This is a genomic window from Pseudomonas sp. LBUM1658 (assembly GCF_059716055.1).
Genome location: NZ_CP166798.1, coordinates 5,142,133 through 5,162,675, shown reverse-complemented (window position 1 = coordinate 5,162,675; position 20,543 = coordinate 5,142,133). Strand labels below are relative to the sequence as shown.

The 20,543-nt window shown below is 59.4% G+C and carries 24 protein-coding genes; 22 read left to right on the top strand and 2 right to left on the bottom strand.

Going from position 1 to position 20,543, the window contains the following annotated elements; translation table 11 throughout:
* Window positions 1-67: 67 nt before the first annotated feature.
* The 3 genes from rluC to sppA are packed head-to-tail and all read left to right on the top strand — an operon-like array spanning window position 68 to window position 2,698.
* Entirely contained in the window at window positions 68-1,027 is a 960-nt protein-coding gene (gene rluC / locus ACA064_RS23705) for a 23S rRNA pseudouridine(955/2504/2580) synthase RluC (protein ID WP_497670306.1), read from the top strand.
* Complete coding sequence (locus ACA064_RS23700; protein WP_497670305.1) at window positions 1,014-1,694, top strand: HAD-IA family hydrolase; 681 nt, start codon at window positions 1,014-1,016, stop codon at window positions 1,692-1,694. The genes rluC and ACA064_RS23700 overlap by 14 nt, the downstream gene beginning before the upstream one ends.
* Before the next feature lie 5 nt (window positions 1,695-1,699).
* A complete protein-coding gene (sppA, locus tag ACA064_RS23695; RefSeq protein WP_497670304.1) occupies window positions 1,700-2,698 on the top strand; it encodes a signal peptide peptidase SppA in 999 nt (332 codons plus the stop codon).
* Between the two features lie 60 nt (window positions 2,699-2,758).
* Here sppA and ACA064_RS23690 read toward each other — a convergent pair whose 3' ends face one another.
* Window positions 2,759-3,337 carry a Maf family protein gene (locus ACA064_RS23690; protein WP_497670303.1) on the bottom strand — a complete coding sequence of 193 codons (579 nt, stop codon included), beginning with the start codon at window positions 3,335-3,337 and terminating at the stop codon, window positions 2,759-2,761.
* A 105-nt stretch (window positions 3,338-3,442) separates the two neighbouring features.
* Between ACA064_RS23690 and ACA064_RS23685 the strand changes: the two genes are divergently transcribed.
* From ACA064_RS23685 to ACA064_RS23625, 13 genes are all read left to right on the top strand, one after another.
* On the top strand, window positions 3,443-3,970 hold the full coding sequence (locus tag ACA064_RS23685) for a YceD family protein (RefSeq protein WP_008152342.1): 528 nt from the start codon (window positions 3,443-3,445) through the stop codon (window positions 3,968-3,970).
* A 13-nt stretch (window positions 3,971-3,983) separates the two neighbouring features.
* Window positions 3,984-4,166, top strand: coding sequence for a 50S ribosomal protein L32 (gene rpmF, locus ACA064_RS23680; protein WP_008375086.1), 183 nt, complete (start codon window positions 3,984-3,986; stop codon window positions 4,164-4,166).
* A 3-nt stretch (window positions 4,167-4,169) separates the two neighbouring features.
* Window positions 4,170-5,180, top strand: a complete 1,011-nt coding sequence (gene plsX, locus ACA064_RS23675; protein ID WP_497670302.1) for a phosphate acyltransferase PlsX — start codon at window positions 4,170-4,172, stop codon at window positions 5,178-5,180.
* 125 nt (window positions 5,181-5,305) lie between these two features.
* The gene (gene fabD / locus ACA064_RS23670) at window positions 5,306-6,244 is read left to right on the top strand and encodes an ACP S-malonyltransferase (protein WP_497670301.1); all 939 of its coding nucleotides are present in this window, start codon (window positions 5,306-5,308) and stop codon (window positions 6,242-6,244) included.
* A 16-nt stretch (window positions 6,245-6,260) separates the two neighbouring features.
* A complete protein-coding gene (gene fabG / locus ACA064_RS23665; protein WP_497670300.1) occupies window positions 6,261-7,004 on the top strand; it encodes a 3-oxoacyl-ACP reductase FabG in 744 nt (247 codons plus the stop codon).
* A gap of 192 nt (window positions 7,005-7,196) precedes the next feature.
* On the top strand, window positions 7,197-7,433 hold the full coding sequence (gene acpP, locus ACA064_RS23660) for an acyl carrier protein (protein WP_004371293.1): 237 nt from the start codon (window positions 7,197-7,199) through the stop codon (window positions 7,431-7,433).
* A gap of 110 nt (window positions 7,434-7,543) precedes the next feature.
* Window positions 7,544-8,788, top strand: a complete 1,245-nt coding sequence (fabF, locus tag ACA064_RS23655; RefSeq protein WP_497670299.1) for a beta-ketoacyl-ACP synthase II — start codon at window positions 7,544-7,546, stop codon at window positions 8,786-8,788.
* Window positions 8,788-9,603, top strand: a complete 816-nt coding sequence (pabC, locus tag ACA064_RS23650; RefSeq protein WP_497670298.1) for an aminodeoxychorismate lyase — start codon at window positions 8,788-8,790, stop codon at window positions 9,601-9,603. Before fabF ends, pabC begins: the two co-directional genes overlap by 1 nt.
* A gap of 3 nt (window positions 9,604-9,606) precedes the next feature.
* Window positions 9,607-10,965, top strand: coding sequence for an endolytic transglycosylase MltG (gene mltG / locus ACA064_RS23645; protein WP_497670297.1), 1,359 nt, complete (start codon window positions 9,607-9,609; stop codon window positions 10,963-10,965).
* Window positions 10,966-10,984: 19 nt separating this feature from the next.
* Entirely contained in the window at window positions 10,985-11,617 is a 633-nt protein-coding gene (tmk, locus tag ACA064_RS23640) for a dTMP kinase (protein WP_497670296.1), read from the top strand.
* Complete coding sequence (locus tag ACA064_RS23635; RefSeq protein ID WP_497670295.1) at window positions 11,610-12,596, top strand: DNA polymerase III subunit delta'; 987 nt, start codon at window positions 11,610-11,612, stop codon at window positions 12,594-12,596. Before tmk ends, ACA064_RS23635 begins: the two co-directional genes overlap by 8 nt.
* Before the next feature lie 42 nt (window positions 12,597-12,638).
* Window positions 12,639-12,995 (top strand): PilZ domain-containing protein, encoded by a 357-nt coding sequence (locus ACA064_RS23630; RefSeq protein ID WP_497670294.1) that lies wholly within the window; start codon window positions 12,639-12,641, stop codon window positions 12,993-12,995.
* 10 nt (window positions 12,996-13,005) lie between these two features.
* A complete protein-coding gene (locus tag ACA064_RS23625; protein WP_497670293.1) occupies window positions 13,006-13,797 on the top strand; it encodes a TatD family hydrolase in 792 nt (263 codons plus the stop codon).
* Between the two features lie 294 nt (window positions 13,798-14,091).
* Here ACA064_RS23625 and ACA064_RS23620 read toward each other — a convergent pair whose 3' ends face one another.
* A complete protein-coding gene (locus ACA064_RS23620; RefSeq protein WP_497670292.1) occupies window positions 14,092-15,222 on the bottom strand; it encodes an aminotransferase class V-fold PLP-dependent enzyme in 1,131 nt (376 codons plus the stop codon).
* A gap of 78 nt (window positions 15,223-15,300) precedes the next feature.
* Here ACA064_RS23620 and ACA064_RS23615 point away from each other — a divergent pair, with 78 nt between their 5' ends.
* The 6 genes from ACA064_RS23615 (at window position 15,301) to ACA064_RS23590 (ending at window position 20,494) form a co-directional block, all read left to right on the top strand.
* The gene (locus tag ACA064_RS23615) at window positions 15,301-15,939 is read left to right on the top strand and encodes a TetR/AcrR family transcriptional regulator (protein ID WP_150643823.1); all 639 of its coding nucleotides are present in this window, start codon (window positions 15,301-15,303) and stop codon (window positions 15,937-15,939) included.
* A 357-nt stretch (window positions 15,940-16,296) separates the two neighbouring features.
* Window positions 16,297-17,265, top strand: a complete 969-nt coding sequence (locus tag ACA064_RS23610) for a GTP 3',8-cyclase MoaA (protein ID WP_497670291.1) — start codon at window positions 16,297-16,299, stop codon at window positions 17,263-17,265.
* Between the two features lie 139 nt (window positions 17,266-17,404).
* Window positions 17,405-18,007 carry a DUF4823 domain-containing protein gene (locus tag ACA064_RS23605; protein ID WP_497670290.1) on the top strand — a complete coding sequence of 201 codons (603 nt, stop codon included), beginning with the start codon at window positions 17,405-17,407 and terminating at the stop codon, window positions 18,005-18,007.
* Window positions 18,008-18,028: 21 nt separating this feature from the next.
* Window positions 18,029-18,589, top strand: a complete 561-nt coding sequence (locus ACA064_RS23600) for a DUF1285 domain-containing protein (protein ID WP_497670289.1) — start codon at window positions 18,029-18,031, stop codon at window positions 18,587-18,589.
* Between the two features lie 196 nt (window positions 18,590-18,785).
* Entirely contained in the window at window positions 18,786-19,499 is a 714-nt protein-coding gene (locus tag ACA064_RS23595; RefSeq protein WP_497670288.1) for a GntR family transcriptional regulator, read from the top strand.
* Entirely contained in the window at window positions 19,496-20,494 is a 999-nt protein-coding gene (locus ACA064_RS23590) for an ADP-ribosylglycohydrolase family protein (protein ID WP_497670287.1), read from the top strand. Before ACA064_RS23595 ends, ACA064_RS23590 begins: the two co-directional genes overlap by 4 nt.
* Window positions 20,495-20,543 lie beyond the last annotated feature (49 nt).

The window sequence follows — 20,543 nt, the reverse complement described above, 5'->3', positions numbered from 1 at the left end:
GCGTTCGCGACTATAGCAGCAATCATTAAGTGCTTCAAATCCATAAAAAATTGTTATCATTCCCGGCATGACGACTACTGCCCCCCCGACCCCCAGCGTCCAGCTGCTTGAGGTCTCGCCGGAATATGCCGGCCAACGCATCGACAACTTCCTTCTTGCTCGGCTCAAAGGCGTGCCCAAGACCTTGATTTACCGCATTTTGCGCAAAGGCGAAGTGCGAGTGAACAAGGGGCGGATCAAGCCCGAATACAAGCTGCAGGCGGGTGATATTGTCCGTGTGCCCCCCGTGCGCGTGCCTGAGCGCGATGAACCGGTGCCTTTGGCTCAGGGTTTGTTGCAGCGCCTTGAGGCGTCGATTGTCTTTGAGGACAAGGCGCTGATCGTAATCAACAAGCCGGCCGGGATCGCCGTGCACGGTGGCAGCGGTCTGAACTACGGGGTGATCGAAGCCTTCCGTCAGCTGCGGCCCGACACCAAGGAGCTGGAACTGGTCCATCGCCTGGATCGCGACACTTCCGGGCTGCTGATGATCGCCAAGAAACGCAGTATGTTGCGCCATCTGCACAGCGCCTTGCGTGGCGATGGCGTCGACAAGCGTTACATGGCGTTGGTCCGCGGCAACTGGGCGGCGTCGATCAAGCAGGTTCGTGCGCCGTTGCTAAAGAGTAATCTGCGTTCCGGCGAGCGCATGGTCGAAGTCAACGAAGAGGGCAAGGAGGCGCTGACGGTCTTCAAGGTGCTGCGCCGCTTCGGCGATTTCGCCACGATGGTCGAGGCCAAGCCGGTCACTGGGCGGACTCACCAGATCCGCGTGCATACCTTGCATGCCGGGCACTGCATCGCCGGGGATACCAAGTACGGTGATGAAGACTTCAGCAAAGAAATTCGCGAGTTGGGCGGCAAGCGCCTGTTCCTTCACGCGTACATGCTGACTGTGCCGTTGCCGGATGGCGGTGAATTGAAGCTGCAGGCACCGGTGGACGATATGTGGGCCAAGACCGTGGAGCGCCTGAGTGCACCCCTCTGATTACAAACTGCTGATTTTCGATTGGGACGGCACCCTGGCCGATTCCATCGGTCGGATTGTCGAGGCAATGCACGTCGCGGCGCTACGATCGGATTTGCCGCAGCGGGATGATTTTGCCGTCAAGGGCATCATCGGTCTGGGGTTGCCGGAGGCGATCCGAACCCTGTACCCCGAGATCGGCGATGCCGAGATGGTGGCGTTCCGCCAGCGCTATGCCGATCACTACATCGCGCTGGAGGCCGAGCCTTCGCCGCTGTTTGCCGGCGTGGTGGAATCGATGGAAGCCTTTCGTGCCGAGGGTTACCACCTGGCTGTGGCCACCGGCAAGGCACGCCGCGGGCTGGATCGAGTGCTCAAATCCCACGGCTGGGAAGGCTATTTCGATATCACTCGCGCCGCTGACGAAACCGCCAGCAAGCCGCATCCACTGATGCTGGAGCAGATTCTCGCCCATTGCGGTGTCCGTCCCGAGCAGGCGTTGATGGTCGGTGATTCTTCGTTCGACCTGTTGATGGCACGCAATGCCGGGATGGATTCGGTAGCGGTCAGCTATGGTGCTCAATCGGTGGAGGCCTTGCGCGCGTACGAACCGCGGCTGGCTATCGATCATTTTTCCGAATTGCACGCCTGGCTGAATCGGCCGGCGAATCAAGATTTGCTGGGGTAGATGGCATGACCGATGAATGGAAGACACCGAGTAAAGCCAGTACTGACGGTGCTGACGGTGCTGACGACAAAAGCTGGAAGCTGCTGGAAAAGACCCTGCTGGCCGGGGTGCAGGAGCAGCGGCGGTCGCGGCGCTGGGGGATTTTCTTCAAGCTGCTGACGTTCGTTTACCTGTTCGTCGCGTTGTTGCTGTTCACTCCGTTGATGGATATGGAAAAGAGCGCGACCCGCGGTCCGGGCTATACGGCATTGATCGAAGTGATCGGGGTGATTGCCGACAAGGAGCCGGCCAGCGCCGACAACATCGTCGGCAGCTTGCGAGCGGCTTTCGAAGATAAAAAGGTCAAGGGCGTGGTGCTGCGGATCAACAGTCCGGGCGGCAGTCCGGTGCAATCGGGTTATGTCTATGACGAGATCCGTCGTTTGCGCGGCCTGCATCCGGACACCAAGGTCTACGCGGTGATTTCGGATCTGGGGGCTTCCGGTGCGTATTACATCGCCAGTGCCGCGGATCAGATTTACGCGGACAAGGCGAGTCTGGTTGGCTCCATCGGCGTGACGGCGGCCGGTTACGGGTTTGTCGGCACCATGGAAAAGCTCGGAGTCGAGCGTCGGACCTATAACTCGGGCGAGCACAAGTCGTTCCTTGATCCGTTCCAGCCGCAGAAACCTGAAGAAACCCAGTTCTGGCAGAGTGTGCTGGACACCACTCATCGCCAGTTCATTGCCAGCGTCAAGCAGGGGCGTGGCGACCGGCTCAAGGATAAGGAGCATCCCGAGCTGTTCTCGGGCCTGGTGTGGTCCGGGGAACAGGCGCTGCAACTGGGCCTGATCGATGGCATGGGCAGTGCCAGTTCGGTGGCACGGGATGTGGTCGGCGAGAAAGAACTGGTGGACTTCACTATTGAGGAGTCGCCGTTCGATCGTTTCTCGAAAAAGCTCGGGGCCAGCATTGCCCAGCAAATGGCAATGTGGATGGGCTTTCAAGGGCCGGCATTGCGCTGATTCTCCAGTGACATAAAAAAACCGGCCTGCTTGGCCGGTTTTTTTATGATCTTTTGATGTTCAGGGGATCTGCACGCCCTCGGCGAGCAGCATATCCACCAGGCGAATCAGCGGCAGGCCGACCAGGCTGGTGGCGTCCGGGCCTTCGGTGCTTTGAAACAGGCTCACCCCCAGCCCTTCGGCCTTGAAGCTGCCAGCGCAGTCGTAGGGCTGTTCGGCGCGCAGGTAGCGTTCGATGCGCGCTGGATCGAGCGTGCGCATGTGCACGGTGAAAGGGACGCAGTCGATCTGGCAGTGGCCGCTCTGGCTGTTGAGCAGTGCCAGGCCGGTCAGGAAGGTCACGCTGGCGCCGCTGGCCGTCAGCAGCTGCTCGCGGGCCTTCTCGAAGGTGTGGGGTTTGCCGATGATCCGGCCGTCGAGCACGGCGACCTGGTCGGAACCGATGATCAGGTGCGCCGGGTGGCTGCCAGCCAGGGCCTGGGCTTTCTCTATGGCCAGGCGTTTGACCAGGTCGATGGCCTGCTCGCCAGGGCGGTGGCTTTCGTCGATATCCGGTGAGCTGCAGGTAAACGCAAGCTGCAAGCGAGCCAGCAATTCACGGCGATAAACCGAGCTTGAAGCGAGTAATAAAGGCAGCATGCGGCTCTCCTGAGGTTGGCCGCGAATTCTAGCGAGGCTTGCAAGTGACGGACAGGGCTGAATTTCCTTTGACATGGCTGGGGGCATCCCTATAATGCTGCGCCTATGTTGAATGACCCGATTCCACCTCACGTTGACCCGCGCAAATTGGCTGATCGTGGCACCACCCTTCAAGGTGAAATGCTGCTGGCCGATTTGGAGAGACTCTGCGACCCGCTTTCCGACACTGTCGGTACGGTGCAGGCTAAATTCGTTTTTGAGCGAGATGAACGTAAATCTGTGGTTATCCACAGTTTTATCGACACCGAGGTCAAAATGGTTTGCCAGCGTTGTCTTGAGCTGGTCACCCTGCCGATCCACAGCGAATGCAGTTATGCTGTGGTGAAAGAGGGTGCGAATACCCAGTCGTTGCCGAAAGGTTATGACGTGCTGGAACTGGGCGAAGATCCTTTGGATCTGCAGTCACTGATCGAGGAGGAGCTTTTGCTCGCCTTGCCCATTGTGCCTGCTCATCATCCGGAAGAATGCCAGCAGCCGGCGGGTCTCGATGAGCCCGAACCGAGCGAGGACGAGGTAACGCGGTCCAACCCGTTCAGTGTATTGGCGCAGTTAAAGCGTGACCCAAACGTTTAGGAGTTAATCAATTATGGCTGTTCAGCAGAACAAAAAATCCCGCTCTGCCCGTGACATGCGTCGTTCGCACGATGCTCTCTCGGCTAGCACCCTGTCTGTAGAAAAAACCACCGGTGAAGTTCACCTGCGTCACCACGTATCGCCAGAAGGCGTATACCGTGGCCGTAAAGTGATCGACAAAGGCGCTGACGAGTAATCCTTGTCCGCTCAAGTCATCGCGATTGACGCAATGGGCGGGGACTTCGGTCCCCGCAGCATTGTTCAGGCCAGTCTTGCTTGCCTGTCTGCTACGCCCTCGCTGCACCTGGCCCTTGTCGGTCAACCCTCCCTTTTAGAAGAATTGATTGCCAGTCAGCCGGCTGTGGATCGCGCGCGCCTGAATATCGTGCCGGCCGCCGAAGTCATTGGCATGGACGAAAAACCCTCGCAGGCGTTGCGTGGCAAGCCGGACTCGTCGATGCGGGTGGCCCTGGGGCTACTGCGCGATGGCAAGGTCCAGGCGTGCGTCAGTGCCGGCAATACCGGTGCGCTGATGGCGTTGTCGCGTTATTTGCTCAAGACCCTGCCAGGCATCGATCGGCCGGCGATGGTGGCGGCCATCCCGACCCAGCGTGGCTTCTGTCAGTTACTCGATCTGGGGGCAAACGTTGATTGCAGCGCCGAACACCTACTGCAATTTGCCGTGATGGGCTCGGTGGCGGCCGAGGCGCTGGGCGTTGTTCGCCCGCGCGTGGCCTTGCTGAATATCGGCACCGAAGACATCAAGGGGAATCAGCAGGTCAAGCTGGCGGCCACGTTGCTGCAGAACGCCCGCGGCCTGAACTACATCGGCTTTGTCGAGGGTGACGGGTTATATCGGGGCGAGGCAGACGTGGTGGTGTGCGATGGTTTCGTCGGCAACATCCTGCTCAAGTCCAGCGAAGGTCTGGCAACCATGATTGGCGCGCGGATCGAGGCGTTGTTCAAGCAAAACCTGGCATCGCGAATGGTCGGCGCCCTGGCGTTGCCGTTGATGCGCCGCTTGCAGGCAGAGCTGGCACCCGCGCGGCATAACGGTGCAAGCTTTCTCGGTTTGCAGGGTATTGTCGTGAAAAGCCATGGCTCCGCCGGGGTGCAGGGCTTCCAGAGTGCCATCCAGCGAGCCTTGATCGAGATCCAGGAAAACCTGCCAGAGCGCTTGCACGGTCGTCTCGAGGACCTGTTGCTTTAGGCGTTTTCGTTCGACAATGCTTAAATGTGACCGTTCAGTTTAATCTGTCATCCAACTGTCAGTTTCTTGTGTCCCTTATTGGGGACGTCAACTTTCCGACGACAAGATCATTAGGGGCTTGTTACATGTCTGCTTCCCTCGCATTCGTCTTTCCAGGGCAGGGCTCGCAGTCCCTCGGCATGTTGGCCGAGTTGGGCGCGCAGTACCCATTGATCCTAGAAACATTCAAAGAAGCTTCCGATGCTCTGGGTTATGACCTGTGGGCGCTGACCCAGCAGGGACCGGAAGAGCAACTCAATCAAACCGATAAGACCCAGCCGGCCATTCTGACTGCATCGATCGCCTTGTGGCGTCTGTGGCTGGCTGAGGGTGGTGCACGCCCGGCCTATGTCGCGGGCCACAGTCTTGGCGAATACAGCGCCCTGGTCGCTGCGGGCAGCCTGAGCCTGGGCGACGCGGTGAAGTTGGTAGAGCGTCGCGGTCAGTTGATGCAGGAAGCCGTTCCGGCCGGGCAAGGCGGCATGGCCGCTATCCTGGGGCTGGAGGATGCTGAAGTGCTGGCAGCCTGTGCCGACGCGGCGCAAGGCGAAGTGGTCAGTGCGGTCAACTTCAACTCGCCGGGCCAGGTGGTGATCGCCGGTGCCAAGGCGGCTGTCGAGCGCGCCATCGAAGGTTGCAAGTCGCGCGGTGCCAAGCGTGCTATGCCGTTGCCAGTCAGCGTGCCATCCCATTGCGAGTTGATGCGTCCGGCTGCCGAGCGTTTCGCCGAGGCAGTTGCCGCGATCGACTGGCAGACGCCGCAGATCCCTTTGGTGCAGAACGTCAGCGCCAATGTGGCGCCGGATCTCGAGACCCTCACCCGTGATCTGCTCGAGCAGCTCTACAAGCCGGTACGTTGGGTCGAGTCCGTTCAGTACCTGGCAGTCAACGGCGCCACTGCGTTGGTCGAGTGCGGCCCTGGCAAAGTCCTTGCGGGCCTGAACAAGCGCTGCGCCGAAGGCGTGTCGACCGCTAACCTCAATACCCCAGATGCTTTCGCTGCCGCTCGCGCAGCGCTGGCCTGAATTAGGAGAAGCCTGCATGAGCATGCAAGGTAAAGTTGCACTGGTTACCGGAGCCAGTCGTGGTATTGGCCAGGCCATCGCCCTTGAATTGGGTCGTCTGGGTGCCGTGGTCGTTGGCACCGCGACTTCCGCTTCGGGTGCCGAGGCTATCACCGCGACCCTGAAAGACAACGGTATTCAAGGTACCGGTCTGGAACTCGATGTCACCAGCGACGAATCAGTCGCTGCGGTATTGGCGAGCATTCAGGCGCAGTTCGGTGCGCCGGCGATATTGGTCAATAACGCTGGTATCACCCGCGATAATCTGATGATGCGCATGAAAGACGACGAGTGGCATGATGTCGTCGATACCAATTTGAACAGTCTGTTCCGCCTGTCCAAGGGCGTTCTGCGCGGTATGACCAAGGCTCGCTGGGGCCGAATTATCAGTATTGGTTCTGTTGTGGGTGCCATGGGCAACGCAGGCCAAGTAAACTACGCAGCCGCCAAGGCAGGACTGGAAGGTTTCAGTCGTGCTCTGGCCCGTGAAGTCGGCTCGCGGTCGATTACGGTAAACTCGGTGGCTCCTGGGTTCATCGATACCGATATGACCCGCGAATTGCCTGAGGCGCAGCGGGAAGCCTTGCTGACGCAAATTCCGCTGGGCCGTCTGGGCCAGGCTCAAGAGATCGCGCAAGTGGTCGCTTTTTTGGCTTCGGACGGTGCGGCTTACGTTACTGGGGCTACAATCCCGGTGAACGGCGGGATGTACATGAGTTAAATGTGACGGATTGATGCAAAAAAATGTAATACGAGCTGTCTAAAATCCGTTATAAAGCAGCAATCTATTTATAGGCAAAGGGTCAGTCGGGTTTGAGGAGTGAAGCTTTCAGTTGAAAAACCGAAAAGCCTTTCTATACACTTACCCACTGGCCAGCTGCCTGAATTTGTCCATTAGGAGTGAAAACAAGGTATGAGCACCATCGAAGAGCGCGTCAAGAAAATCGTTGCTGAGCAACTGGGCGTTAAAGAAGAAGAAGTGACCAACAGCGCTTCCTTCGTAGAAGACCTGGGTGCCGACTCCCTTGACACCGTTGAGCTGGTGATGGCTCTGGAAGAGGAATTCGAGACCGAAATCCCTGACGAAGAAGCTGAGAAGATCACTACTGTACAAGCTGCAATCGACTACGTTACTAGCCATCAGGCGTAATAGTTTGTAGTCGTTGCTTGCTGTCATGGAAAAACCGCACTGCCATCTTGGCGTGCGGTTTTTTCTTTAGGCCTGATGCAAAGTGTCGTCATTAGAAAAAGGAGAGTGCTGTGTCGCGTAGACGCGTCGTAGTCACCGGTATGGGTATGTTGTCGCCACTGGGTACGGATGTACCGAGCAGTTGGCAGGGCATTCTGGCTGGCCGCAGTGGCATTGGTCTGATCGAACACACCGACCTTTCTGCCTATTCCACCCGCTTTGGCGGCTCGGTAAAGGGCTTCAATGTCGAGGAATACCTGTCGGTCAAAGAAGCTCGAAAACTCGACCTGTTCATTCAATACGGTCTGGCGGCAGGCTTTCAGGCGGTACGCAACGCCGGCCTGGAAGTGACCGATGCCAACCGTGAACGCATTGGTGTGGCCATAGGTTCGGGTATTGGCGGTCTGACCAATATCGAAGAGACCAGTCGCACGTTGCACGAGCAAGGGCCGCGGCGGATTTCGCCGTTCTTCGTGCCAGGCTCGATCATCAATATGATTTCCGGTTTCCTGTCTATCCATTTGGGTACTCAGGGGCCTAACTACGCCGTTTCGACTGCCTGCACCACCGGTACGCACTGCATTGGCATGGCGGCCCGCAATATTGTCTACGGCGAAGCCGATGTGATGATTGCCGGTGGCGCCGAAATGGCTGCCTGCGGCCTCGGTATGGGCGGTTTTGGTGCCGCTCGTGCGCTATCGACGCGCAATGACGAGCCGGCGCGCGCCAGCCGTCCATGGGACAAGGGTCGTGACGGCTTCGTCCTTTCCGACGGTGCCGGAGCCCTGGTGCTCGAAGAGCTGGAGCACGCCAAGGCACGCGGTGCGACCATATATGCCGAGCTGATTGGTTTTGGCATGAGCGGCGACGCTTACCACATGACCTCGCCGCCAGCCGATGGCGCAGGCGCGGCCCGTTGCATCACCAATGCGATGCGTGATGCGCAGCTCAACGTCAATGACGTGCAGTACATCAACGCCCATGGCACCTCGACTTCGGCCGGCGACCTGGCGGAAGTCCAGGCGATCAAGTCGGTGTTTGGTGAGCACGCCTACAAGATGGCAGTCAGTTCGACCAAGTCCATGACCGGTCACCTACTGGGTGCGGCCGGCGCGATCGAGGCGATCTTCAGCGTGTTGGCGATCAACAGCCAGGTGGCTCCGCCGACCATCAACCTGGATGAGCCTGATGAAGGCTGCGACCTCGATTTCGTACCTCATGAGGCACGGAACATGGCCATTGATGTGGTGCTGTCCAACTCGTTCGGCTTTGGTGGCACCAACGGCTCGCTGGTGTTCCGCCGGTTCGCCGAGTGATGCACAGCTGGGTCGACGGTCAGCCGGCTGACGCTCTGTCGGTAAAAGACCGGGGCCTGGCCTATGGCGATGGTTTGTTCGAGACCATCGCGGTCAAGGGCGGGCAGCCGTTGCTGATGGAGCGGCACCTGCAGCGCCTGGCCGAGGGGTGTTCGCGGCTGGCGATTGCTGCGGACCAGACCCAGGTCCGCAGCGAGCTGCTGGCCTATGCCGCTGCCATGGGTGAGGGGGTGCTCAAGCTGATCCTCACCCGCGGCGACAGCCTGCGCGGTTATGCCGTCGATCCGGCTGCTCAGGCGCGACGGATTCTGCAAGGCAATCCGCCCGCCGCTTACCCCGCTGCCCATGGGCAGCAAGGTATTCGCCTGTTCCCCTGTACTACGCGCCTTAGCGAGCAGCCCTTGCTCGCCGGGCTCAAGCATCTGAACCGTCTGGAGCAGGTTATCGCCCGCTCCGAGTGGCAGGATGCCGAGCATGCCGAAGGCTTGATGCTGGACGTTTCCGGGCGAGTGATCGAGGGGGTTTTCAGCAATCTGTTTCTGCTGCGCGATGGTGTGTTGCGGACCGCCGATTTGAGTCGCTGCGGCGTCGCCGGGGTAATGCGGGCTGAAATATTGTTTCAGGCCGAGTCACTGGGCATTCCCGTGGAAATTGCCGACATCAGTCTCGATCAACTGCAACAGGCCGACGAAGTCTTCGTCTGCAATAGCGTATATGGCGTATGGCCGGTATGCGGCTATTCAGCACTGAGCTGGCCGGTTGGGCCGCTCACCCGTAAACTGCAAAATATTGCCCGCGCGCTATTGGATGTTTGATTCGTGAGACGTAAATTCTTGCTGCTGCTGGAAACCGGACTGGTTCTGGCCGGCCTGCTGCTGGGCGCTTCGGCCTGGAAAGTGAACTCGGCGCTGGACCAGCCGCTCAACCTGAAGCAAGAGGAATTGCTTGAAGTGCCTGCCGGTGCGACGCCGAGCGGGACTTTCAATCGGCTGGAGGCTGACGGGGTCTTGAAGGACTCTTTCTGGTTGCGGGTGTATTGGCGCTTCAATCTGGCCGGGCAACCCCTGCACAGTGGTGAATACCGCATGTTGCCAGGCATGACTGCCCAAGGCCTGATCGGTGTCTGGCAGCGCAGCGAAGTGGTGCAGTACAGCGTAACCCTGGTCGAAGGCTGGAATTTCCGTCAGGTGCGGGCTGCCCTGGCCAAGCAGGAAAAACTTGAACAGACCCTGAACGGCTTGAGCGATAGCGAAGTAATGGAAAAGCTCGGTCATACCGGCGTATTCCCGGAAGGACGGTTCTTTCCAGACACTTATCGTTTCGTTCGCGGCATGACCGACGCCGAGCTGCTGGCAAAAGCCTACGCCCGTCTGGACGATGTCCTCGCCAAAGAGTGGAGCAAGCGTGCTGCCGACGCACCTTACACTCAACCCTACCAAGCGCTGATCATGGCTTCCCTGGTGGAAAAGGAAACCGGCGTGCCACAAGAGCGTGGGCAGATTGCCGGGGTCTTTGTGCGACGCATGCAGCTCGGCATGTTGCTGCAAACCGATCCGACCGTGATCTACGGCCTGGGCGAGCGTTATAACGGCAAGCTGACCCGCGCCCACCTGCGCGAGGAAACCCCTTACAACACCTACATGATCGCCGGGTTGCCACCGACACCGATTGCGATGGTGGGGCGTGAGGCAATCCATGCGGCGCTGAATCCGGTGCCCGGCAGCAGTTTGTATTTTGTCGCTCGTGGGGATGGCAGCCACGTATTTTCCGATGACCTGGACGCGCACAATAATGCGGTGCGCGAATTCCAGCTCAAACGCCGCGCGGATTATCGATCCAGCCCGGCGCCGATCACCCCTGCGACGGCATCCGAGACCCCAATCCCGGAATCTGAAGCGCCGGTTGAGAGCGCTCCAGAGCCAACTCCAGAGCCAACTCCTGAAACGAGTCCGGAGCCGACTCCGGAGCCGACTCCGGAGCCGACTCCAGAGCTGATTCCGGAGCCAACTCCGGAGCCAACTCCGGAGCCAACTCCGGAGCCTGCTCCAGAGCTGACTCCCGAAACGACTCCCGAAACGACTCCAGAGCCGACCTCGGAGCCGGTTCCCGAAGCAACTCCGGAACAACCGGCCACGGATCCCGCGCCAGACGCGACCGAGCCGCCAAGCCCGCAATGAATCTGACTAAGGACTGCCTGTGACTGGCCTGTTTATTACCCTGGAAGGACCGGAAGGCGCCGGCAAAAGTACTAACCGCGAGTACCTGGCCGAGCGCTTGCGCGCCGAAGGTATCGAGGTATTGCTGACCCGCGAACCGGGCGGCACCCCTTTGGCCGAGCGGATTCGGGAAGTGCTGCTGACCCCCGGCGAAGAAGTCATGTGTGCCGACACCGAACTGCTGCTGGTGTTCGCCGCGCGGGCCCAGCACCTGGCCGAGGTGATTCGCCCGGCGCTGGCCAAGGGCATGGTGGTCCTGTGCGATCGCTTCACCGATTCCACCTACGCCTACCAGGGCGGCGGTCGTGGTTTGTCGCTGGAGCGCATCGCCGCCCTGGAGACCTTCGTCCAGGGTGATTTGCGTCCGCACCTGACCCTGGTGTTCGACCTGCCGGTTGAAGTCGGCCTGGCTCGCGCCAGTGCCCGTGGTCGGCTGGACCGTTTCGAGCTGGAAGGCCGGCGGTTCTTCGACGCAGTTCGCAGTGCTTACCTGAAGCGTGCCGAGGCTGAGCCGGCGCGTTATCGTCTGGTGGACGCCGCGCAGCCGCTGGCGCAGGTCCAGCAGTCGCTGGATGCCTTGCTTCCGCAATTGCTGGAGCTGTACCGTGGCTGAGGCTTTCCCTTGGCAGGACAGCCTCTGGCAGCAACTGGCCGGTCGTGCCCAGCATGCCCACGCTTACCTGCTGCACGGCCCGGTCGGGATTGGCAAGCGCGCGCTGGCCGAACGCTTGATGGCCCGCTTGCTCTGCCAGAAACCGCAAGGCCTGGACGCCTGCGGGCAATGCAAATCCTGCATGCTGCTCAAGGCCGGCAGTCATCCGGATAACTACGTCCTGGAGCCGGAGGAAGCGGACAAGGCGATCAAGGTCGATCAGGTTCGTGAACTGGTCAGCTTCGTGGTGCAGACCGCGCAGATGGGTGGGCGCAAAGTGGTGCTGATCGAGCCGGCCGAGTCGATGAACAACAACGCCGCCAACGCCTTGCTGAAAAGCCTTGAAGAGCCTTCCGGCGACACCGTATTGCTGCTGGTCAGTCATCAGCCGAGTCGTTTGTTGCCGACCGTCAAAAGTCGTTGTGTGCAGCAGGCGTGTCCGCTGCCGAGCGAAGCGATGAGCCTGGCATGGCTGGCCAAGGCCTTGCCCGACTGCGCTGAAGAGGAACGTATGGAGTTGCTGGCGCTGGCCACCGGTTCGCCGCTGGCCGCGGTCACCTTGCAGGCCCAGGGTGTGCGCGAGCAACGTGCGCTGGTGGTCGACGGGGTGAAGAAACTGCTCAAGCAGCAGCAATCGGCGACTCAGTTGGCTGAGGGCTGGAATACCATCCCCTTGCTGTTGTTGTTCGACTGGTTCTGCGACTGGTCGAGCCTGATCCTGCGCTATCAGCTTACTCAGGACGAAGCGGGCCTGGGTTTGAACGATATGTGCAAGGTCGTGCAATACCTCGCGCAGAAGTCTTCTCAGGAAAAGGTCCTGGATATCCAGGACTGGATTCTTGCCCAGCGTCAGAAGGTGCTGAGCAAGGCCAACCTCAATCGAGTGCTGTTGCTCGAGGCATTACTGGTGCAGTGGGCAGGTTTACCTATCCGCAATTGATCGCCCGAGAATAGAATCAAGCATTCAGCAGCGGAGGTCAGCATGAACGAAGCGGTCAATCCGGGTCCACGCAACGGCATCTTGTCCCTGACCATCAAGGACAAGTCGGTGCTGTATGCGGCTTACATGCCCTTCATCAAGAACGGCGGCCTGTTTATCCCGACCCACAAAAGCTACAAGCTGGGCGATGAGGTATTCATGCTGTTGAGTCTGATGGATGAGCCGGAAAAGATTCCGGTTACCGGCAAAGTCACCTGGATCACCCCCAACGGTGCCCAGGGCAATCGTGCCGCCGGTGTCGGCGTGCAGTTCAATGACGGCGACAATAGCGCCCGCAGCAGAATCGAAACCCATCTGGCCGGAGCCCTGAAGTCCGACCGTCCCACTCATACGATGTAGTTGCAGTCTTATGCTTGTAGATTCCCATTGTCACCTTGATCGCCTCGACCTCGCCGAACATGCCGGTTCTCTCGATGCAGCCCTCGACGCGGCGCGCCAGCGCGGGGTCGGGCATTTCCTGTGTATCGGCGTGAGTGTCGAGAATGCGGCTGACGTCAAGGCGCTGGCCGAGCGTTATACCGATGTCGACTGCTCGGTCGGCGTCCATCCGCTCGACGTGCAGCCGGGCGCCGCGCCGGCGCTGGACTGGCTGCTGCAGGAACTCAACCATCCGCGGGTCGTGGCCATTGGTGAGACCGGTCTGGACTATCACTACGAACCGGAAGCGGCCGAACTGCAGCAGGATTCCTTTCGCCTGCATCTGCAAGCCGCGCAGCAGACGGGTAAGCCGGTTATCGTGCATACCCGTGGCGCGCGCGCCGATACCTTGACGCTGTTGCGTGAAGCGGCGTTACCCCAGGCTGGCGTACTGCACTGCTTCACCGAAGACTGGGAGATGGCCAAGGCCGCACTGGATCTGGGGTTCTATATTTCCCTGTCCGGTATTGTCACTTTCCGCAATGCCGATGCCTTGCGCGATGTGGCCAGGCAGGTACCGGCCGATCGACTGTTGGTGGAAACCGACTCTCCGTATCTGGCGCCGATCCCTCATCGGGGCAAGCCGAACCTGCCGCAGTACGTGCGTGATGTCGCAGAGTTTCTGGCGATGTTGCGGGGGGAATCGTACGAGCGTTTTGCCGAGCAGACGACCGAGAACTTCAAGCGGTTGTTTCCGTTGGCGCATGTCAGGGAGTTGGTGTAGAGCCCGAAAAGATCGCAGCCTGCGGCAGCTCCTACGGGATCTGCGTACATCCAAAAGCGCAGGTTTTGGGTCAAATTCCAGGCAAAAAAAACCCGGGTTCTGGGGGGTGAATCCGGGTTAAGACCATTAGGAGTAAAACAAAGATACGCCGTCCGTTGGTACCTTCATCGGCGCGCCACTTGGGGGAGATGTCGCGCCGACAGTTCAAGTATTGATCACTATCGCTCTGAGTCCAGTCTGACCCCTGTGTTTTTTAAACAGATTTGGAATACGTGCGCTTCGGTTGGGTTCTCATTACCTCGCTATTGCCGCCACGATCTGCAGAGTTTCGTCGATCACGCGCTTTTCTGTATAGAAATGCGGAGAAAAACGAATCCCGGGGCCGCGGGGGATGCATACAACCTGTTGCTGCTTGAGTTGCTCGTAAACCAGCTGATTATCAATGCCATCGATACTGAACGAGAAGATCCCGCCGCGTCGGGCGGGATTCAGCGGGCTATGCAGCTGTATCCCGGGAATCGCGCTCAAGCCGTCCTGAAGCCATTGCACACGTTGGGCAATGAGCGCGGCGACGTTTTCCATGCCGACTTCTTCGAGCAGCGACAGGCTGGCTTCAAGCGCCATGGCCCCGAGCATGTTCGGGCTGCCACACTCGAAACGTCGTGCGCTTTTGGCCGGCTCCCACCCAGTGCGGTTGTAATCGCCCATGTGTTCGAGCATATGCCAGCCGAATTCATGCAGCTTCAACTGCTCGCGCAATTCGCTGCGGCAATAGAATACCCCCAGGCCTTCAGGCCCCAGCAGCCATTTATGGCCATCAGCCATGGCGAAATCGCATTGATAAGCCTGGACATCGAAGGGCAGGGCGCCCAGTTGCTGGATCGCATCGATGCAGAACAGCACGTTCTGCTGTTTGCAGCCGGCACCCAGGCGCTGCAGGTCCAGGCGCAGGCCGCTGGCGAACTGCACGGCACTGACCGACATCAGCCGGGTGCGCGGGCCGCAGGCGGCCAGCAGGGCGCCCTCGGGGTCATCGCCCTTGAGGCTGACCTGGACCACTTCCACGCCTTTTGGTGCAAGGGCTTCCCAGACGATGCGATTGGACGGAAATTCTTCGTCACTAATGACAATCTGATCGCCACTTTGCCATTCCAGTCCGAACGCGACAAAAGACAGCGCTTCCGAAGTATTTTTGACCAGTGCCACGTCATCCGTCGACGGAGCGTTAAGCAGGCGCGTAAGGCGTTCGCGCAGGCGCTGCTCAAGGGTCATCCAGTCCGAATAGTCCCGCGCGCCCAGCAAAACGTTCTCCCGGGCGAAACGGGCGACCGCCTCGGCGGCCCGATTTGGCCACGGGGCGACGGCCGCATGATTCAAATAACGCAGGCCCGGAGCCTGTACAAATTCATCAAGAAACGTAGACATGGTCGGATGATCCGTGCAATTTGGCGCAAGTTAGGCATAATACGCGGCTTCGATTTTGACCCCTACAGACCTTTTCTTATGCAGAAAGAACCTCGTAAGGTCCGTGAGTTTCGTCGCCGCGAGCAAGAAATTCTCGATACCGCGCTCAAGCTGTTCCTCGAACAAGGTGAAGACAGTGTCACCGTCGAGATGATCGCTGATGCCGTCGGTATCGGCAAAGGGACCATCTACAAGCACTTCAAGTCCAAGGCGGAGATTTACCTGCGCCTTATGCTCGACTACGAGCGCGACCTGAACGAGCTGTTGCACTCTGCCGATGTCGACAAGGATAAGGAAGCCCTGTCCCGGGCCTACTTCGAATTCCGCATGCGCGATCCGGCGCGCTATCGACTGTTCGACCGCCTGGAAGAGAAGGTGGTCAAGGGCAATCAGGTGCCGGAGATGGTTGAGGAACTGCACAAGATCCGTGCTTCCAACTTCGAACGCCTGACCTTGTTGATCAAGGGCCGGATCAGCGAAGGCAAGCTTGAAGACGTCCCGCCTTACTTCCACTATTGCGCAGCCTGGGCGCTGGTACATGGCGCCGTTGCGCTGTATCACTCGCCGTTCTGGAGCAATGTGCTGGAAGATCAGGAAGGTTTCTTCCAGTTCCTGATGGATATCGGCGTGCGCATGGGCAACAAGCGCAAGCGCGATACCGACACCCCCGGCAGCTGAGTCATTCAGTTGTCTTATTGCGCCATGTTTCCCTACATGGCGCAGTACCTCAGTAATATACTCAGGCTAAGGGTGCGTTCTCGATAACTGACAGTCGCGCCGTCGCCCCGCTGAAATTGTGGGCCGACGGTATTGGCGGCAGGGGCTAGGCCCTACGGGTTGAAGCTGTGATCGCGCCATGCTGCGTTGCGGGACTTGAAGAGGCAGTAAGCATCTCCTGCGTCCCGCGCCTTGCCTGGCACGACCACAACTCCAACGCGATCTGTCATTTATCGAAAACGCACCCTTGGGCTTGCTAAAACCTGATTTTTAAGTCAAGTTTTAGCCTGTCCGAATCTTCTTTCGCCGGAGTCATCCATGATCGTTGACCGTCAAGGCAGGCGTTTTCGCAATTTGCGGATCAGCCTGACTTCAGCCTGCAATTACGCCTGTACCTACTGCGTGCCGAACGGCAAGCGGCTGGTGGCGGCGCAGGATGAATTGTCGGCCGAGGCCATGGCCCGCGGCGTGGCTTATCTGATCGAAGCAGCCGGTATCGAACGGCTGCGGATCACCGGTGGTGAGCCGCTGGTCAGCCCCAAGCTGGAAGCCTTCATGACTGCGGTGGGGCAGATGGGCCTGGCGGATATCAGCCTGACCACCAATGGCCAGCTTCTGGCACGCAAGCTGCCGTTGCTGGTGAATGCCGGCATCCGGCGGATCAATGTTTCCCTCGATACCCTTGACCCTGTCGCGTTTCGCAACATTGCCCGTGGTGGTGATCTGCCTACCGTGCTCGATGGCATGGATCAGGCCAAGGCCGCGGGCATGAAGATCAAGGTCAACATGGTGCCGTTGCGTGGGCAGAACCTGGATCAGGTGATGCCGCTGCTCGATTACTGTCTTGAGCGTGGATATGAACTGCGCTTTATCGAACTGATGCGCATGGGCCATCTGGCCAGCGATTCGAATGCCTTCTTGCAGCAGTTTGTCAGCCTTCAGCAGCTGTTGAGCCTGGTTGGCGATCGTTACGAGTATCTGCAGGCCGACGCACCGGTGGATGCCACCGCGGTGCGCTACGAGATTCCCGGCCAGGGTTTTTTTGGGGTGATCGCCAATGAAAGCGTGCCATTCTGCCGGACCTGTTCGCGCTTGCGTTTGTCGTCCACCGGCTGGCTACATGGCTGTCTGTCATCGAGTAACCGGCACTACGTCGGTGATCTGCTGGACAAGCCGCGCCACGAGGCGTTGCCAGCCTTGCAGCGGCTGCTGGTGAAAGCCCTGGGCGACAAGCAGGAAGTGGCGTTCTCCGGTGGCGCGACCATCATGAAAATCATCGGCGGCTGATCGACCCCACAGTAACAATCAATAAAGAAATTTCTGACACCCTCCAATCCATCCAGCACTCCCATACCCTGTAGCTGGCGCGGAAGCTGCATCCAGCGGCTATTCGCCGGTTTTCCGTCACCGGCCTCTGGAGGGTAGGATGCGTAGCCTGGTTTTGCTGCTGGCCTTTTTGGCGCTTGGTGGCTGCATGAAAGTCAGCGATCTGGGTGAGGGCGCTCGTTATCACATGAGCGATGCAGGCCTGCTCGACCACAGCGATACCCGCCGCTCGAACTCTATCCGCATACAGCCCGACTCGTTCATCTACATCGCCCAAGGGGCATTCGCGCCTCCGGGCGACGCCTATCCACGGCCCAATGTAGTCGCCGAAGAGGCCTTCAACGGATTTGTCGAGTACTTCCCCATGGTCCGTCGTGCCCGCGCCCCTGAAGGGCTGGACGACGCGATGAGCGCGGCCCGCGCAGCCGGTGCGCATTACCTGCTCTATACCCGTTTCGCCAAGGCTGACAACCGGATCGGCAACTCCGATGAATGGGCCGATCAGGAAGCCGTGGATCGCCTGGGAATCGACAGTGGCGTGATTCAGCTCATGTTGATCGAGACCAGCACCCAGTATTTGATCGATACTGCACGTATTCGCAGTCGTGGCGGTTTACTGACGTTCCACGACACCCATCCAGAAGATTTGCTGGGCCCGCCGCTGGAGCAATACGCTCGCAGCCTGCTGGGCTTGAGCGACTAGGCACTACAGGAGAAAAACAACATGAGTGGTCCGCAAAAAGCTAACGATCTGTTGGGGCAAATCCCCAAATCCAAAGGCTTGCCGCCGGTCCACCTGTGGAATCCCGACTTCTGCGGCGATATCGACATGCGCATCGCCCGTGACGGGACCTGGTATTACCTGGGCACACCGATCGGGCGCAAGCCGATGGTCAAGCTGTTCTCCACCATCATGCGTCGCGATGGCGATGATTATTTCTTGATCACCCCGGTGGAAAAAGTCGGTATCAAAGTCGACGACGCGCCGTTTGTCGCGGTCAGCCTGGAGGTCGAAGGCGATGGGGAGGCTCAGGTACTGCGCTTCACCACCAACGTTGAAGAGCAGACCGAGGCCGGCCCTGATCACCCGATGCGGGTGGTGATCGATCCAGACACCCAGGAGCCTGCGCCCTACGTGCATGTGCGAACCAATCTCGAAGCCCTGATCCATCGCAATGTGTTCTACCAGCTGGTCGAATTGGCCGTGACCCGGGAAATCGACGGGCAGCGCTGGTTGGGCGTCTGGAGTGGCGGCGAGTTCTTTCCCATCGGACTTGAGCCGTAAAAACCTCATGTTGACCTGAAATCTGTAGGAGCGAGCTTGCTCGCGATGCACTCAAGAGCGGCGCGTTCATTCAGACAACACGCGTTATCGTTAACGTCCATCGCGAGCAAGCTCCGCTCCTACAAGAGCACCCCTTTGACATCCCTCTGAATAATTCACTTGCTACTGCCAACCCCTTTCAGTTATCAAACTGTACATGATTAGACATGTACGATTTGACAAGAAACAACGGGTGGTCGACGAGTTGATCCGGCGCATCGAAAGCGGCCTCATGGAGGACGGTTTTCTATTGCCGGGCGAACATCAGTTGGCTGAAGAATTTGGCGTAAGCCGCGGGACGTTGCGCGAAGCCTTGGCCGAGTTGAAGCGGCGCAACTACATTGCCACCCAGAGCGGTGTCGGTTCCATCGTGACCTACGATGGCGTGGTGCTCGATCAACGCAGCGGCTGGGCGCAAGCGCTGGCCGACAGCGGGGCGCTGATCAATACCGAAGTATTGCGCCTGGAAGCGACTCGACGGCCTGACCTGTCGAGCCGTTTCGGCACCGAGCAGTTCATCCTTCTGGAGCGTCGTAGGCGCGGCAACGACGGTACGCTGGTGTCCCTCGAGCGCTCACTGATGCCGGCGACTGGAGGTCTGGAAAGCCTGCCGCGGGTCGGCTTGATCGAAAACTCCCTGACTATCACCCTTGCTGCCTACGGCTACATTGGCGAGCGCGGCGATCAATGGATCGGCGCCGAGCCGCTGAATGAAGAAGATGCGCGGTTGCTCGGACGCCCGGTAGGCACAGTGTTTCTCAAAGCGCTGCGCACCACCTATGACCGTCGTGAGCGCTTCATGGAGCAGGTCGAAAGCTTGCTCGATCCCGTGCACTTTCGCCTGCACCTGCAATTCGGTGCGCAGAAGTGACCGCGCTCGATCGGGCCCTGGGGGCTTTCTACGGATTGGCCCTGGGCGATGCCCTGGGCATGCCGACCCAGTCCTTGAGTCGCGCGCAAATCAAGCAACGCTTCGGCGTAATCAGCGCTCTGGAAGATGCCGGTCCCGATCAACCGATCGCCGCGAACATGCCCAAAGGCTCGATCACCGATGACACTGAACAGGCGATTCTGGTCGGTCAGTTGTTGATAGACGGCCGGGGTCAGATTGAACCGGCCATGTTGGCGCAACGCTTGATCGAATGGGAAGCCGGGATGCAGGCCAAAGGTTCGCAGGACCTTTTGGGGCCTTCGACCAAACGCGCCATTGAAATGATTCTCGCCGGTCATTGCGTTGAAGAGGCCGGGCGCTACGGCACCACCAATGGCGCGGCGATGCGTATCACCCCGGTCGGTATTGCCGCGGATGTCACCGATCCGGAGAACTTTATCAAGGCGGTGGTGCAAGCCTGTCAGGTTACCCACAACACCACACTGGGGATTTCCAGTGCGGCGGCGGTGGCGGCGGTGGTCTCGGCCGGGATCAACGGGATGGACCTGGGCGAGGCGTTGCACCTGGGCATGCAGATGGCGCAACAGGCCGAAGGCTATGGCCACTGGGTCGCTGGCGGGCGTATTGCTTCGCGCATCAGCTGGGCGCGAACCATCAGCGTCGACAGCGACAAAGCGCTGTTGGCCGATCTGCTCTACGACGTGATCGGCACCTCCGTGGCTTCGCAGGAATCGGTGGTGGTTTCCTTCGCCTTGGCGCAACAAGTGGCCGTCGGCGAAATGGACGCATTCGAAGCGTTGTGCATGGCCGCAAGTCTCGGTGGCGATACCGATACCATCGCGGCGATCCTGGGAGCGATGCTCGGTGCTTGCCTGGGAATGCAGAGCTGGCCGATGGAGATGATCGAGCAGGTGAAAGCGGTCAATGATCTGGAGCTTGAACCGTTGGTGCAGGGGTTGTTGGCCTTGCGCTAATCCAAGGGCTCATGGGCTTGTTGTGGTAATGGGGCTTGTTGTGGCGAGG